This window comes from Parafrankia elaeagni (genome assembly GCF_000374165.1).
GTDB classification, from domain to species: domain Bacteria; phylum Actinomycetota; class Actinomycetes; order Frankiales; family Frankiaceae; genus Parafrankia; species Parafrankia elaeagni.
Genome location: NZ_KB893776.1, coordinates 1 through 16,104 on the forward strand (window position 1 = coordinate 1; position 16,104 = coordinate 16,104).

Sequence of the window (16,104 nt, forward strand, 5' to 3'; positions counted from 1 at the left end):
ACAAAGATTCTGCTGTTCTGCGTCCACTGTGCGGTTCTCGGGCTGCGACCGGTTCCGGGTCGGGTCTGATAGTGTTTCGGTGGTTTTGGCGAAGGGGAAACGCCCGGTTCCATTCCGAACCCGGTAGCTAAGCCCTTCAGCGCCGATGGTACTGCGCGGGGTACCGCGTGGGAGAGTAGGACGCCGCCGGACTTCTTTTGGTGGGGGCTGTTTCTGGCTTGGGCCGGGAGCAGCCCCTACCTGTATTGGGGGCACGTTTCCTCAGGGTGCCCCGGCGCCCTGGACCGCCCCGGGTTTGACGCACGTGATCACTCCGGTAGCGCATGGAGGTCCTGCGGGCCGTTGACGCTAGCCGGCCGTGCGTCGAGGCCGGTGTGTGGGGCTGGCTGCGGTCACGTCTGCGGAGCGCTCGCGGGGTGCGGTACGTCGAGGAGGGCTTGTTCGATGAGTTCGGTGAGGGCTGGGTGGATGTAGAGGACGTCGCGGGCGACCTGGTCGACGGTCTGGCCCAGTGACATCGCCTGGATGAGCGGCTGGATCAGGATGGCCGCGTGCGGGCCGAAGATGTGGGCGCCCAGCAGGGTCCGGGCGGTGGGGTCGACGAGCAGTTTCGCGAAGCCGGTCGTGTCCTCCAACGCCCAGCCGTAGGCGGTGTCGGAGTACCGCCGCAGGGCCACCACATGCTCCACCCCGCGGGCGCGGGCGTCCTGCTCGGTGAGGCCGACACTGGCGATCTGCGGTTCGGTGAACACCGCATGAGGAGCGACCCGGCTGGTCAGCCCCCGCTCCGCGCCGGGGTGCTGCAGGTTGTGCGCGACGACCCGGACCTCGGCGTTGGCCATGTGCTTGAGCTGGAAGTGGTTGGTGACATCGCCGAGCGCCCAGACACCGGGGACACCGGTGCGGTACGCCTCGTCGGTGATGACATGGCCGTGCTCGTCCAGGGTGAGACCACCGGCCGTCGCGTCGATCAGGTCGGTGTTGGGCCGGCGCCCCGTGCAGATCAGGAGCAGGTCCGCGTGGACGTCGACCTCACCCGCCGGGCCGGCCACGGTGGCGGTGATCCCGGCCCCGCCGTCCGGGCGCACGACGCTGACCTGGGCCTCGAGGAACAGGCGGTGCCGCTGGGCGGCGGCTTCGGTGAACGCTGCTGAGACCTGTTCGTCCTCGGCCATGAGCAGCCGCGGTCCGCTCTGGACGATGGTCACCCGCGAGCCGAACGAGGCGAACACGTGGCCGAACTCCGCCGCGATGAACCCACCTCCGACGATGAGAATCGACGGGGGGATCTCGTCGATTCTCATCACGGTGTCGGACGTGTGATAAGGGACGTCCGACAGCCCGGGAATCGGTGGCAGCTTCGGCCGTGAGCCGGCGGCGACGACGATGGTGTCGGCGGTGAGCTGTTCGGATCCGACGAGCAGGGTCTTCGGGGCGACGAAACGGGCCGGCTCGGTGTACACGTCGATCCCGTTCTCGCGCCGGTAGGCGAGCGCCTTGTCGTGCAACGGGTCGATCCGCCCGAAGATCCGGTCCCGGATCTCCTTCCAGTTGACCGTTTCGACGGTGGCATGGACGCCCAGCCGGGCGGCGGCGCGGGCATTCGACGCCGCCTCGGCGGCGACCACGGACATCTTCGTGGGAATGCAGCCCCGGTTGAGACAGGTGCCGCCGAAGCGGTCCGGTTCGACGATCGCTGTGCGCAGGTGCCGCAGATCGTCACCGGGCAGCATGTTGCCGCTGCCCGCGCCGAGGACGATCAGGTCGTAGTGGCTCATCTGGCGCAGTCCTCCGGGTCAGGCTCGAGTCGTCAGAGCGACGGCTTCTCGATCAGAGCGATGGTATGGCCGTCGAGATCGGTGACGGAGACCGGCGTCGCGTCTTCGCGGGCCGCGGCCGGCCGGTACCTCGACGAGACCCGCCTGGCGCGAGCAGCAGCCAGGCCAGGTCGCCAGGTGGCCGTGTCGTCCCGGATGCCCGGCCGGTGCCCCGCGGGGCCGTCCGCTGCTTACGTAAGCTCGCCGGTGAGCCCTGTGGGGATACCCGAGCGCGGGGCTCCGGGGAGTGCCGATGCTGGTTGTGCACGGCATCTGCGCGCCCACCGGCGGGGCCTGGCTGTGGGCCGAGGACACGCGGCGGTGGGAGCAGACGCCGCGGGGGTCCGCGCCGTCACCGCATCCGCATCCCTTTGCGGCGACCGCCGCGGAGCTGGCGCTGCTCGCCACCGACGGGTCCGCCACCGACGGGTCCGCCGCGGGCGGGTCCGCCGCGGGCGGGCAGCTTGCCGTGCTGCTGCCGAGTACGGCAGCCGGGCCGCTGCCGTCGCCGGAGCTGCTGGCATCGGCGAGGGCAACGGCGCTGGCGGACGACGCGCCTGGGCCGGCGGGGGAGGGGACCGCCGTGGACGTCCACAGTCCGGTCCTCCGCCGCTGGCTGGTCGACACGATCCGTCCTGACGTCCCGCCCGCGCCCGGCGGCCCGTGGTGGGAACCCGGCGAGGCGTTCCAGCTCGGGGCGTCCGCGCTGTTCCTGCTGGCCGTCGACACCTTCGCGGTGGATCTGGTCGACCGCGGGCGGGTCCTCCCGGCGGTCGGCTGGGACGGGGCGCGGCCCGTGGCCCGCTGGTCACCCGTCCTCGCCGGGCCGGATGCCGACCGGTTCGACGAGCTGCTCGCGGCCATGCCGCCGGCGTTCCGGGCCGCCGCGGGCCCGGCGACGGCGGATCAGACGACCGCGGGCCAGGCCGCGGGGAGTGATTCGGCCGAGGCGTTGGGCGCCGCGCTCGACCAACGTGTGGATGCCCACGTGCGTGGCCGGCTTCGGCCTGCCCGCCCTGCGGCGGGCGCCTCGGGAGCACGGCGGACCTCGCTGGCCCGGGCGACGGCCGGCTGGCTGCGTGCCCTCGACGGTGTCGACGGTGTCGACAGCGCCGACGGTGCCCCGCACTTCACCGCCACCGGCAGCGCGGCCCGCGAGCTTGCCGCGAAGGTCGAGACGTGGCGTGCGGGCGGCAGGTGGACGTCCCCGATGCGGGTCTGTTTCCGGCTGGGTGAGCCGGGCGCGCTGTCGCGGACGTCCCCAGGTGACGACGAGGCCTGGCGGGTCGATTTCCTGCTCCAGGCGGTCGACGATCCCGGCGTCCAGGTGCCGGCCAGCCAGATCTGGCGCCGTCGGCGCGCCGGGCCTGCCGCGTGGACCACCGACGCCGAGGAGTCGCTGCTCGGTGGGCTCGGACGGGCTGCCGCCGTGTGGCCGGCGCTGGACCGGGCTCTGCGCGAGACCCGGCCGGCCGGCCTCGACCTGACCGTCGAGCAGGCGCAGCGGTTCCTGGACGTCGCCGGTGCCCTCGATCAGGAGGGCTTCGGGGTGTTCGTGCCGTCGTGGTGGACGAGGCCGGCGCGGCTGGCGTCCCGGCTCACGGTGCGGGCGGTGAATCCGGTGGCGCCGATCCTGCGCGACGTCACGACGGACCTCGGCCAGATCGTCGACTTCCGTTGGGCGGTCAGCCTCGGCGGCGTCGAGCTGAGTCGCGCCGAGCTCGAGGGGCTCGCGAAGGCCAGGGCCGAGCTGGTCAAGGTCCGGGGCAGGTGGACGCGGGTGGATCCCGGCCAGCTCGCCGGTCTGGACCTGGCCCGGCAGACGGCTGGCGGCCGGATGACCGTCGGTGAGGCACTCGCCCACACCGGTCTCGGCCCCGGTCTCGGCCCCGGCCCGGGTAGCGACGACGCATCCGGCGCGGACGTCGAGGTGGTGGCGGACGGCTGGCTCGGCGCGCTGCTCACCGGTCCCTCCGGTCCCTCCGGCCCAGCAGGCCGGCCGGGCATCGGGGCCGGGCCCGGAGCGGGTAGCGGCCCGCCGGCCGGGCTGGGTGTGCGGCTGCGTCCCTACCAGGTGGACGGCCTGGCCTGGCTCGCCCTGCTCGACCGGCTCGGCGTGGGTGCTGTGCTCGCCGACGACATGGGCCTGGGCAAGACCATCCAGGTCCTGGCGCTGGAGCTGCGCACCCGGGCCGCCGCGCGCCGGGGGCCGACCCTCGTCGTCTGCCCCACCTCGGTGCTGGGGAACTGGCGGCGCGAGGCGGCGCAGGTCGCGCCCGGCCTGACGGTCCACACCCACCACGAGGCCCGCCGGCGGGCAGCAGGCGTGGACGTCGCCGAGGCGTCGTCCGGGCATGATCTGGTTCTCACGACCTACCCGCGGCTCACCCGCGACATCGACGAGTTCCGCGCGGTCACCTGGGAGCGGATCGTCCTCGACGAGGCACAGCAGATCAAGAACTCGGCGACCGCGCAGGCCCGCGCAGTCCGCCGGCTGACCGCCCGCCACCGGATCGCCCTGACCGGCACCCCGGTGGAGAACCGGCTCGGCGACCTGTGGTCGATCATGCACGCGGTCAACCCCGGGCTGCTCGGCTCGGCCGCCTCCTTCCGGGCGCGCTACGCGGTGCCGATCGAGCGGTACGGCGACACGGACGCGACCGCCCGGCTGCGCCGACGGATCCGCCCCGTCGTGCTGCGCCGGGTGAAGTCCGACCCGACGGTGCTGCGTGATCTGCCGTCCAAGGTGGAGCTGCGCCAGCTGTGCACGCTGACGGCGGAGCAGGCGTCGCTGTACCGGGCGGTCTTCGACGACATGATGGAGCGGCTGCGGGACCCCTCGTCCACCGTGCGCCGCAACGGCGTCGTCCTCGCGGCGATGACGAGACTCAAGCAGGTCTGCAACCACCCGGCCCACCTGCTGGGGGACTCCTCGGCGCTGCCCGGCCGGTCCGGCAAGCTCGCCCGGCTGGAGGACCTGCTCACCGGAATCGTCGCGGACGGCGAGCGGGCGCTGTGCTTCACCCAGTTCGCCCGCTTCGGCGCGATGCTCGCCCCCTACCTCTCCACCCGGCTCGGGGTTGACGTCTCGTTCCTGCACGGCGGCCTGCGCGCCGCCGAACGGGACGCACTCGTCGAACGCTTCCAGACCCGGCGCGGCCCCGGCGTCTTCCTGCTCTCCCTCAGGGCCGGCGGCAACGGCATCAACCTGACCGCCGCGAACCACGTCATCCACATCGACCGGTGGTGGAACCCGGCGGTGGAGGCGCAGGCGACGGACCGCGCCCACCGCATCGGGCAGCGCCGCGACGTGTGGGTCCGCACCCTGCTGTGCATGGGCACCCTGGAGGAGCGGATCGACCGGATCCTCGTCGACAAGGCCGCGCTGGCCCGGACGGTCGTCGGCGGCGGGGAGAGCTGGCTGGCGTCGCTGTCCACCGACGAGCTGTGGGATCTCGTCGCCCTCGCCCCCGAGGCCGTCGATGACGACTGAGCCGGACGCCCGCGGACGCCGGGACCGCCGGGCCTGGTGGTCGTCGCGGTTCCTCGCGCTGATCGAGGGCATGAGCCTGCCCGAGTCACTGCGCGCCGGGCGCGCCCTGATGCGCACCGAGGCGGTGCTGAGCGTGCGGCGATCCGGCAACCTCGTCGTCGCGATGGTCCGCGACCGCGGTGACGAGCTGTACAAGCCCCGGCTCGCCGTCCGGACGTTCGGCGACGCCGACTGGGGCCGCCTCGAGGATGCCCTCGCCGCCGAGGCCCGGTACGCCGCCGCGCTGCTGGCCGGCTCGATGCCGGCGGATCTCGAGGACGTCTTCGCCGCGCACGAGCTCTCCCTGTTCCCCCGGCGTGCCGACGACCTGGCGATGGACTGCACGTGTACCGACTGGCAGCGGCCGTGCGCGCATCTCGTGGCGGCCTGCCACCAGCTCGCCGACACGATCGACCTCGACCCGTTCGCGCTGCTCGCCCTGCGCGGCCGGGAACGCGACGCGCTGCTCGCCGAGATCCGGCGCCGCCGCCCGCGATCCACCTCCCACACCGAGGAAACAGGCAGACGCTCCTGTTCCTGGCCGGCCGGCTCAGCCGGCGGAACCGCCGAACCGCTGCCGACCGCCCCGTCCGCCTTCTGGACGTCGCCGGTCCCCGCCGTCCGGTCATCGCCGGTTTCCGCCAGCCAGTCGTCGCGGAGCCTCGCCGGCCGGCGAAGCTCCGCGCCCGATCAGCACGCCCCGGCAGTGCGCCCCGACATCCTGCTGCAGCTGTGCGGGCCGCTGGTGGTGGAACCGTTCGGCGACCTCCGCGACGAGCTGCGCCCCGCCTACCGGATCTTCGCGACCCCCGGTGCCGGACCGGCCTGCTCGGTGGAGCCGGGGATGTAGTCCATGCTCCTCGCCGGGAACCAGGGTGTGACGTGGCCCGTCCGCCACGCCATCATGAGGTGGTGGGCAGGGAGGAGCCGGTCGCGTGGGCGCCGGGGATGTCGTTGTCGTCCGACACCGGTGCGGCGGCGTGGGTGGCGGCGGCGCTGACCGCCACCACCTCGGTCGGGACGGTCGCGGCGATGGTGCCGCCCGTCTTCGCGGCCTATGCCCGGGTGTTGCCGCCGACGTACGACCGCGAGGATGTGGGACCGCGACACCGGTGGTCCGAGATCGCCGCGGCTCGGGGAGTGCCGCTGACCGCCGACACCCGGTTCGACGACCTCGTCGCCGGTTCCGACCGCTGGGGGCGGCCCTCCGACGGAGGGCTGGACGCGCGGGAGACAGCTGCCCTCGCGCGGATCCTGTCCGGGTTCACCGACTCCCCGGACCGGGCGTACTTCTCCCTCTGGGAGGGGTTCGGTCTCCCGGAGACAGATGCCTGGTGGGACCGCCCGGTGCGGGTGCGGACGCCCCACCGCGCCTACCACCTGCTCACCGGCCCGGTGCGCGCCGCCCCGGTGTTGCCGACACCGGTGGAGTGGAGGTGCGCGAGCCTGTGGTGGCCCCACGACCGGTCCTGGCTCGTCGCCACCGAGATCGACAACTATCTCACCTACGTCGGTGCCAGCCAGGCCGCGATCGACGCGGTCCTCGCCGACCACGCACTCGACGCCGTGGCCGTGCGCCCCGAGACCCCGCTCGACCCCAGCTACGGCTGACGTCCATCCCCTCGGCCCGACCACGGTTGGTGGATGAACGCCCCGCTTCGCCGCGCTCGCCGAGTTCAGCGAAACGCCACCACGGATCCCGTGACGGCCGGACATCTACCCCAGCTGGGCGAAGAACGTCACCAGGCTGGGTGAAGAACGTCACCAGCACCGCGAACCCGAGCCGCGTCGGCCCGCGCCCGCCAGCGATCAGATACCGCGCCTGGCGCCACCGGCGACATTTCGCGATGCCGCGCACATTCGGAAATCGCCTGATACATTTCTTCGTATCATCTGAGCGGCGCGAAATAGTAGCTCGGTCAGGTGGTAGCCGTTGTCGTCGTGGCGGATGACGTGGGGCGAGGTGGGCTGCCGGTGGAAAGCGCGCGCATGAGGGCCAATGCCGACTTCCTTCTGCAGGCTTCGGTGCGTGAGCTGCAGAGCGGCGAGAATGTGCGGGCGCTGGCGCACAGCACCGAGTTGCTGGCGGTTCTGGCCCGGCTGCGCGACGCCGAGCCCGAGGACACCGAGCACCGCTTCATCGAGGCCGAGGCCCAGTACAACCATGCTGCGATCCTGGACCGGGTCGGCCGTAGCGCAGAGGCGACCGAGGCCGCCCGCGCCGCGCTGAACCTGTATCTCGAGCTCGGCGCTCCCACCACCGCCCGCGAGCTGCACGCGCTCGACCTCGCCGCCATCATCAGCCCGGCCCAGGTGACGAAAGTGTCGAGTTGGCGCCTGGCGCTGCTCGCGGCGGACGCGCAGGCCCGGCTGGCCCGGCTGACAGCCAGGACGGCCGGGGCCGCGGCGCTGTCCGAGATCCGTCGGCTCGGCCAGGCCGCGATCCAGATGTACACGGCGGCGCGTGAGACCAACCCGGAGCACGACGAGGGGCTGCGCCGCGTGGCGCAGCAGTACGCGACGGCCATGGACACCCTCGCCCGCGCCCGCTGGGTCGCCGGGGACGCCCGAGGGGCGACCCGGCTGTACCAGGAAGCGCTCGACGAATGCCTGCGGTGCCTTGGGCCGCGCCATCCGGTGACCGTCATGATCCACGCGGCGCTGGACCGGGTCCGCGCGGGAGTGGATCCCGACCCCACCGCCGCGCGGATGACCGGGGCGGAGAAGACCATTCCGTCCGCCGGGGACGAGCGCGGGGGCGGACGCGGGGGCGGCATGCCGGGCCTGCTGCGGGCAGGCGCCGTCGCGCTGTTCGTGCAGGCGGTGTCAGGTCTGTTCGTCGCCGTGGCCCTGCTGTTCGCGGTGCAGGACGAGGCCGAGCACGGTGGCACCGGGCAGGCCACCCTGATGGGCCTGCGCCTGCTGGTGCTGCTCGGGATCGCCGCGTGCGCCGCGGCGACCGTCTGCGCGGTGCTGACCCACCGCCGCTACCCGTGGGTGCGATCGACGGTGCTGGCGCTGGAGTCCGTCACGCTGATCAACGTGCTGTTCGGCCTCGCCAACGGGCAGTTCCTCGCCGCCGGGCTCGGTTTCGTGGTGGCGGTCTTCGTGCTCTTCGGGTACAGCACCGAGGAGTCGGTCGCCTACCTGCGCGGCTGAGGCGGCCCGAACCAGTTCCGACCGCTCCAGAGCTTTCGAAGTGGTCGATGCAGGAGACGAGCGCGGCACCCAACGCGGCCATGAGGCGAACCATCCGGCGACTCCGCACCACATGCATGATCGGGTACGCAGGACGGGCGATCAGGAGGTAACCGGCGGGGAGGGCGTTCTGTCTACGCGGGCGCCCCCTCGTGTGGTGCCAGCTACCGCCGTACCCCCCCTTGAGGTGCCGACATGTCGATGAAGCTGGACAACCGGGATGGTTCCGCCGAGCAAGAAAGACCGAGGTGATCGCGAGGCTCCGCGGCCGTACCGTCCGGTCCGCCAGGACGTGCGTGAGAAGGAGCCTCGATGATCCACCCCGCGTCGGAACGCGTCACCCTCGTTCAGGTCGGTGTCATCGGTCCTGGGGCTGGCGACGTGACCGCAACCCAGTACGACCTCGCGCGCCAGGTGGGGGTCCTGGTGGTGCGGGCGGGTGGGCAGGTGGTGTGCGGCGGCCTCGGCGGGGTGATGGAGGGCGTCGCGCGAGGGGTACGTGAGGCGGGTGGCACCTGCGTCGGCGTCCTTCCCGGCCATGGCCGCGCCGAGGGCAATCGGTACCTGAGCGTCGCGATCTGTGCGGGCGTCGGCCAGAAGCGTAACGAGATGGTCGTCGACTCGTCCGACGCGATCGTGGTGATCGGCAGCAACGAGGGCACCCTCATCGAGGTGCTGCTCGCGAAGCGGGCGGGGGTGGCGGTGTTCGGGCTCGACTGGTCGCCGGTGGGGGTGGCGGAGCAGCGGATCGATGGCGTGGTCGTTGTGGCCGACCCGGCGGACGCCGTGGCCGGCGCGGTGGCGGCGGCCCGGGCCCGGGTGGTCCGGAGCAGATGACGGGCGGTGGATCCACCGCCCGTCCCGCCGGCTGCCCGTCCCGCCGGCTGCGCGTCCCGCCGGCGGGGCGCTCCGGCGGTCCGCTGCTACCCAGGTCAGGGGTGGTTTCCGGCCGGAACCGGGGCGTGTTCGGTGGGCCCCGGACCGGTCGCCGGCCTCCCGTCCGAGCGATGGCCGGTCGCGGAACAAAGCGCGAACTTCCTTGCGGAATTCGTCGGCCTGTGCCTATCCTCTGGATGCCTTCTTGCTCGGGGTCCGCGTTGGCGCGCGGGCTGACTACGCACGCGGTGTGACGTTCCTCGGAAACGATTGGACTGTGGACTGCCATGTCCATCCAACTGGTCGGGTCAGGTAACGCTACGCGGGGGACTGGAAACAAGAGTGGGTCCGCACGCCGGGCATCCACGGCACATGATGGTGTGGCGGGTTGATTCCCGTGCACGGGTTCAGAAGCGCGATCGGCACCTGGTGACGAGAGGCCGGCGACTGTCTGGCTATTGCCGCACAGTGGTGGCCGAGGGGACCTCCCGGCGGTACACGCCGCGGGTGCGCCGTGGCGTTCCGCCCGCTCCGCCCGCGCGGTGTGCGGCCGTATGAGAGGCGCTTCCAGCTGGGTCGTCGCGGCGGAGCGTGCTGCCCGGGCTGTTGCCGGCGGCTCGGATCGCGGGCGTCCCGATCGGTTATCGGGTCTTCTTCCGGACTGATCGTGGCGTTGCGGATCTGCCGGCCGGGATAATGCTCGGAGGAGCGGTCCGGGCACGACATCGTGCCTGATGCCGTCGTTGTTTCCGTCCTCGGCTGATACCTGTTCTCGGCGGCCCGATATCAGGGCGTCTGATATCGGGCCGCCGGGTCTGCCTCCATGCGTCGGACCTCCATCCTGGGAGAGAAGTGTTGGCTGGACAGCACGGTTCCACCTGGCGGGAGATGTTCCACGGGCTGGCGGAGGCCGAACAGCGCCGGATCCTGCTGGACCTGCTGCGCCGTGAGGTCGCCCGCGCTGTCGGCGAAGAGGCGGCGGCCGGTGAACAGCTGGCGGGGGAAGACCAGGGGGCGGCGGGTGAGCGGCCGGCTGCCTTCGACCCGCAGGTTCCGTTCCGCCGGCTGGGGCTCGGCGGTGGGAACACCGCCGGCTTCCGGGACGCACTCGGCGCCGAGCTGGGCCTGGAGCTGCCCGCCACGCTGCTGTTCGACCATCCGTCCCCGGAACGTCTCGCGGGCTACCTCCGGGAGCGGGTCCTGCGGTCGCCGACGCCCGACCAGCCCGGTCGCGACCAGCCCGGTCGCGACCAGCCCGGTCCCGGTCAGCCAAGCCAGCCCGGTCCCGGTCAGCCAAGCCAGCCCGGTCCCGGTCAGCCAAGCCAGCCCGGTCCCGGTCAGCCAAGCCAGCCCGGTCCCGAGCGGCCTGGTGCGGAAGCTCGTCCGGGCGGGAGTGCCGCGGACGACCCTGTCGTGATCGTGTCGATGGCGTGCCGGTTCCCCGGCGGTGTCCGCGGACCCGAGGACCTGTGGGAGCTGGTTGCCGACGGGCGCGACGCCGTCGTCGACCTGCCCACCGACCGCGGCTGGGACATCGTCGGCAGCTTCGACCCCGACCCGAGCCGCTCCGGCACGTTCTACACCAGCCAGGGTGGCTTCCTTGACGACGCCGCCGGCTTCGACGCGGCGTTCTTCGGGATCGCGCCCCGCGAGGCACTCGCGATGGACCCGCAGCAGCGGCTGCTGCTGGAGGTCTCCTGGGAGGCGCTCGAACGCGCCGGCATCGACCCGTTCTCGCTGCGCGGCAGCCCGACCGGGGTGTTCACCGGCATCGCCGTCGCCGACTACAGCCCGCCCTGGCGGGACGCCCCGGCCAGCGTCGAAGGCCATCTGATGAGTGGGACGCTGCCCAGCGTCGCCTCCGGCCGGGTCGCCTACACCCTCGGCCTCGAAGGCCCGGCGATCACCGTCGACACCGCCTGCTCGTCGTCGCTGACGGCCCTGCATCTGGCGGCGCAGGCGCTGCGCACCGGCGAGTGCACACTGGCCCTCGCCGGTGGCGCGACCGTGATGGCGACGATCGACGTCCTCGTGGAGTTCAGTCGCCAGCAGGGCCTGGCGCCCGACGGCCGTTGCAAGTCCTTCGCGCAGGCGGCGGACGGCACCGGCTGGGCCGAAGGCGCCGCGGTGGTGGTGCTGGAACGGCTGTCGGACGCCCGCCGCCGCGGTCACCCGGTGCTCGCCGTCGTCCGCGGCAGCGCGGTGAACTCGGACGGGGCGTCCAACGGGCTGACCGCGCCCAGCGGGCCGGCGCAGCAGCGGGTGATCCGGGCGGCCCTGGCCAGCGCCGGTCTCACACCGTCCGACGTGGACGTCGTGGAGGCACACGGCACCGGGACCCGGCTCGGCGACCCGATCGAGGCGCAGGCGCTCCTCGCCGCCTACGGGCAGGACCGGCCGGCCGACCGGCCGTTGTGGCTGGGCTCGCTGAAGTCGAACGTCGGGCACACGGTCGCCGCCGCGGGCGTCGGCGGGGTGATCAAAATGGTGCTGGCGCTGCGGCACGGCCAGCTCCCGCGCACCCTGCACGTGGACGCCCCGTCGTCCCGCGTCGACTGGTCGGCCGGCCAGGTGCGCCTGCTGACCGAGCCGGTCGCCTGGCAGCCGGACGGCTCCCGGGTGCGCCGCGCCGGCGTGTCCGCCTTCGGGGTCAGCGGCACCAACGCCCACGTCATCCTGGAGGAACCACCGCCAGCCCCGACCACCTCGGACGCCCCGAGCACACCGACCGTGCCGTCCTCGTCCTGGCTGCCGTGGTTGCTCTCGGCCAGGTCGGAGCCGGCGCTGCGGGAGCAGGCCGCCCGGCTGCTGACCCGGGTGACGGGCGAGCCACGGCCGGGCCTGGTGGACGTCGGCTGGTCCCTCGCGACGGGTCGGGCGACACTCGAACACCGTGCCGCCGTCGTCGCCGCGGACCGCGACGGCATGCTGCGCGGCCTCGAGGCGCTGGCCCGCGGCGAGTCGGCGGCCGCGCTGATCCGGGGCACGGCGCGCCCCGGGCAGCACACCGACCGTCTCGCGTTCCTGTTCACCGGCCAGGGGGCGCAGCGCCTGGGCATGGGCCGGCAGCTGCACGCCCGCTTCCCGGTGTTCGCCGCCGCGTTCGACGCCGTGTGCGCGAGCTTCGACCGGCACCTGACCCGACCACTGCGTGAGGTCGTCTTCGGCGCCCAGGCCGCGGACTCGCCCGCCGGCGGCTCGGGCCCCCTGGACCGGACCGAGTTCACCCAGCCGGCGTTGTTCGCCCTGGAGGTGGCACTCTTCGAGCTGCTCGGCTCCTGGGGCGTGCGGCCGGACTTCCTGCTCGGCCACTCGATCGGCGAGCTGGCCGCCGCACACGTCGCCGGCGTTCTCACGCTGGACGACGCCTGCACGCTGGTGGCCGCCCGCGGCCGGCTGATGCAGGCCATGCCCGACGGCGGCGCGATGGTCGCGCTGCGCGCGTCCGAGGAACAGGCACGCGACCTGATCGCCGCCTGGCCCAGCGCCGGTCAGGTGGACGTCGCCGCCGTCAACGGGCCGGCCTCGGTGGTCATCTCCGGGGATGCGGAGCCCGTCCTGGAGATCGCGCGGCGGTGGCGGGCGCAGGGCGGGAAGGCGACCCGGCTGCAGGTCTCGCACGCGTTCCACTCGGCGCACATGGACGGGATGCTGGCGTCCTTCCGGGCCGTCGTCGGTGGGCTGGGCCTGCGGCCCCCGACGATCCCCGTCGTCTCCAACCTCACCGGGGAGATCGCCACCGCCGACGAGCTGTGCTCCGCCGAGTACTGGGTCCGCCAGGTCCGGTCCGCGGTGCGGTTCCGGGACGGCGTCGATCGCCTTTACGAGCGGGGCGTGCGGACGTACCTGGAGCTCGGCCCGGACGCGGCGCTGACCGGCCTGGGGCAGGAGTGCCTGCCGGACGACGCCGGCGCCATCTTCGTCCCGACCCTGCGCCGCGACACCGCCGAGGAGCCGGCCCTGGCCCGCGCCCTCGCCCACCTGGGCGTCTGCGGGGTGGCCGTCGACTGGTCGGCGTACTTCGCCGGCACCGGCGCCCGCCGGGTGGATCTGCCGACCTACCCCTTCGAACACCGGCGCTTCTGGCTGGGCGACATCCTGCCCGCCGCGCCACGGCTGAACAGCGTTTCGGGCGCGGCGCGCGGGCCGGGCGCCCTGGGCGTGTCGGGTGTGTCGGGTGTGTCGGGCGCCGGCGGCCAGGCGGGCGAGGCGAGCCGCGCCGTCGACGCGGCCTTCTGGGACGCGGTGGACCGCGGCGACCTCACCGAGGTCGTCGACGTTGATCCGGACGCCGCCCTACGCACCGTCCTGCCCGCGCTCGCGGCCTGGCGCACGGGCCGCCGTGACCAGGAGGCCCTCGCCGGATGGCGGTACCGGGCGCTGTGGCGGCCGGTGGCGCTGCCGGCCGCGGACACGCCGCTCGGGCGGTGGCTTCTGGTCGTCCCGGGCGCGACCGTGCCCGGAGGCTCCGGGGCGGAGGCCGACGAACCCGTCGACGGTGAGCTTGTCGACTGGTGCGTGCGCGGGGTCGAGAGCGGTGGCGGCCAGGTCGCCGCGGTCCTGACGCTCGACACGGATGCCGACACCGACACCGCCGGGGCCGACCGCGCCTCGCTGGCCGCCCGCCTCGCCGAGGCGGCCGGCGGCGACGTCCCGCTCGCCGGTGTGCTCTCCCTGGTGGCTCTCGACGAGCGCGAGCGGTCCGATCATCCGGCGCTTGCGCGTGGGCTCGCGGCCACCCTCGTGCTGCTCCAGGCACTCGGCGACGCCGGTGTCGCGGCACCGCTGTGGTGCGCCACGCGCGGCGCGGTGCCCGCTGCCGACAACGCCGGCAGCGCCGCTGGCACTCGCACTGGCGCTGGCAACGCCGGGCGCACCGGCGACGGGGGTGCGGCATCGAGCCCGGTCCAGGCACAGGTGTGGGGCCTGGGACGGGTCGCCGCGCTGGAGCTGCCGCGGGCCTGGGGCGGCCTGGTGGATCTGCCCGCCACCCCCGACGAGGCGGCGGCCCGCCGGCTCGCCGCGGTGTTGGCGGGCACCTCCGGCGAGGACCAGGTCGCGATCCGCGCCTCGGGGGTCTTCGCGCGGCGGCTCACCCGCCCCCGGCCCGACGACTCTGCGGAGGGACACGCCTGGCAGCCCCGCGGCACGGTGCTGATTACCGGCGGGACGGGGGCGCTGGGTGCAGCCGTGGCCCGTTGGTGCGCCGACCGGGGCGCCACGCGCCTCGTCCTGACAGGCCGGCGCGGCGAGGCGGCGCCCGGCGTGCCCGAACTGGTGGCGGACCTGGCCCGGCGGGGCACCGAGGCCACCGTGGTCGCCTGCGACGCGGCGGACCGGGACGCGCTCGCCGCCGTGCTCGCGGGCGTCCCGGCGGACTGCCCGCTCACGGCTGTGGTGCACGCGGCCGGCGTCGCCGGCGAGTTCACGGCGTTGCGCGACGTCGACGTCGCCGCGTTCGCCGACGTGCTCTCCGGCAAGGTCGCCGGCGCCCGCCACCTCGACGAACTGCTCGGCGACCGGGAGCTTGACGCGTTCGTGCTGTTCTCCTCGATCGCCTCCACGTGGGGCAGCGGCGGCCAGTGCGCCTACAGCGCGGGCAACGCCTACCTCGACGCGGTGGCGGTGGGCCGCGCGGCACGGGGACTGGCGGCGTCCGCGCTGGCCTGGGGCCCGTGGGCGGAGGGCGGCATGGCCGTCGACCCGACGGTCGCCGGCCACCTCCACGACCGCGGGCTGATCCCGCTGCCCCCGGGCTCCGCGGTCGCCGCGCTGGAGCAGGCCGGCGGCAGCGCCGGCTGTCTGACGGTGGCGGACGTCGACTGGGAGCGGTTCGCGCCGACCTTCACCGCCGCCCGCCCCAGCCCGCTGCTCGCCGACCTTCCCGAGGCCGACGCCGCCCTGAACCCGCAGCCCGCCACCGCGTCGGCGGGCGGCGCTGCCGCTGTGCCCGGTGGGCGCGGTGCGGCGGCGGGCGGTGCGCCGGAGCTTCTCGGGCGGCCCGCCGGAATGCCCGAAGCCGACTGGCGGCGGCTGCTGCTGGACGTCGTGCGCTCGGAGACCGCGGCCATCCTCGGCTACGACTCCGCGGACCAGGTCCCCGCGGACCGCACGCTCAGCGAGCTCGGCTCGACGTCGCTCACCGCCGTCCAGCTACGGACCCGCCTGGCGGAGCGGACCGGGCTGCGGATACCAACCACCGTCGTCTACGACCATCCCACCCCGGCGGCCCTCGCCGCCTACCTCCAGGACGAGCTGCCCGGCGCCACCGCCACCGCCGGCGCCTCGGACAGCTCCAGCAAGCCCACGGACGGCAGCGCCGCGGCCGGCGTGAAAGCTGCGACCGCGACGCCTGTCGCCATGCCCGCGACGGCGGACGATCCTGTGGTGATCGTGGGTATGGGATGTCGTTTTCCCGGTGGGGTGGGGTCGCCGGGGGATCTGTGGCGGGTGGCGGTCGAGGGTGTGGACGCGGTGTCCGGTTTTCCGGTGGACCGCGGTTGGGATGTGGAGCGCCTTTTCGATCCGGTGCCGGGTCGCCCGGGCCGGTCGTACGTGCGGTCGGGTGGGTTCCTGCACGACGCCGGTGACTTCGACGCGGAGTTCTTCGGGGTGTCGCCGCGGGAGGCGTTGGCGATGGATCCGCAGCAGCGTCTGTTGCTGGAGGTGTCGTGGGAGGCG

The 16,104-nt window shown here is 73.8% G+C and carries 7 protein-coding genes and 1 rRNA gene; 7 read left to right on the plus strand and 1 reads right to left on the minus strand.

Going from position 1 to position 16,104, the window contains the following annotated elements:
- Positions 1 to 75: 75 nt before the first annotated feature.
- Positions 76 to 192: ribosomal RNA gene (gene rrf / locus B207_RS0128935) — 5S ribosomal RNA — on the plus strand.
- A 200-nt stretch (positions 193 to 392) separates the two neighbouring features.
- Here rrf and B207_RS0128940 read toward each other — a convergent pair.
- Entirely contained in the window at positions 393 to 1,778 is a 1,386-nt protein-coding gene (locus B207_RS0128940; protein ID WP_018640187.1) for a mycothione reductase, read from the minus strand.
- Positions 1,779 to 2,070: 292 nt separating this feature from the next.
- On the opposite strand from B207_RS0128940, the gene B207_RS0128945 reads away from it, so the two are divergent.
- From B207_RS0128945 to B207_RS42670, 6 genes are all read left to right on the plus strand, one after another.
- On the plus strand, positions 2,071 to 5,310 hold the full coding sequence (locus tag B207_RS0128945) for a DEAD/DEAH box helicase (RefSeq protein ID WP_026311558.1): 3,240 nt from the start codon (positions 2,071 to 2,073) through the stop codon (positions 5,308 to 5,310).
- Complete coding sequence (locus tag B207_RS37390; protein ID WP_018640189.1) at positions 5,300 to 6,199, plus strand: SWIM zinc finger family protein; 900 nt, start codon at positions 5,300 to 5,302, stop codon at positions 6,197 to 6,199. The genes B207_RS0128945 and B207_RS37390 overlap by 11 nt, the downstream gene beginning before the upstream one ends.
- Before the next feature lie 32 nt (positions 6,200 to 6,231).
- Positions 6,232 to 6,960, plus strand: a complete 729-nt coding sequence (locus B207_RS0128955) for a hypothetical protein (protein ID WP_230205298.1) — start codon at positions 6,232 to 6,234, stop codon at positions 6,958 to 6,960.
- A gap of 378 nt (positions 6,961 to 7,338) precedes the next feature.
- On the plus strand, positions 7,339 to 8,508 hold the full coding sequence (locus tag B207_RS0128960; RefSeq protein WP_018640191.1) for a tetratricopeptide repeat protein: 1,170 nt from the start codon (positions 7,339 to 7,341) through the stop codon (positions 8,506 to 8,508).
- A 351-nt stretch (positions 8,509 to 8,859) separates the two neighbouring features.
- Positions 8,860 to 9,384: an SLOG cluster 4 domain-containing protein gene (locus tag B207_RS36200; RefSeq protein WP_018640192.1), complete on the plus strand. Its 525-nt coding sequence runs from the start codon at positions 8,860 to 8,862 to the stop codon at positions 9,382 to 9,384.
- 927 nt (positions 9,385 to 10,311) lie between these two features.
- A partial coding sequence (locus B207_RS42670; protein WP_018640193.1) for a type I polyketide synthase occupies positions 10,312 to 16,104 on the plus strand: 5,793 nt, incomplete at its 3' end.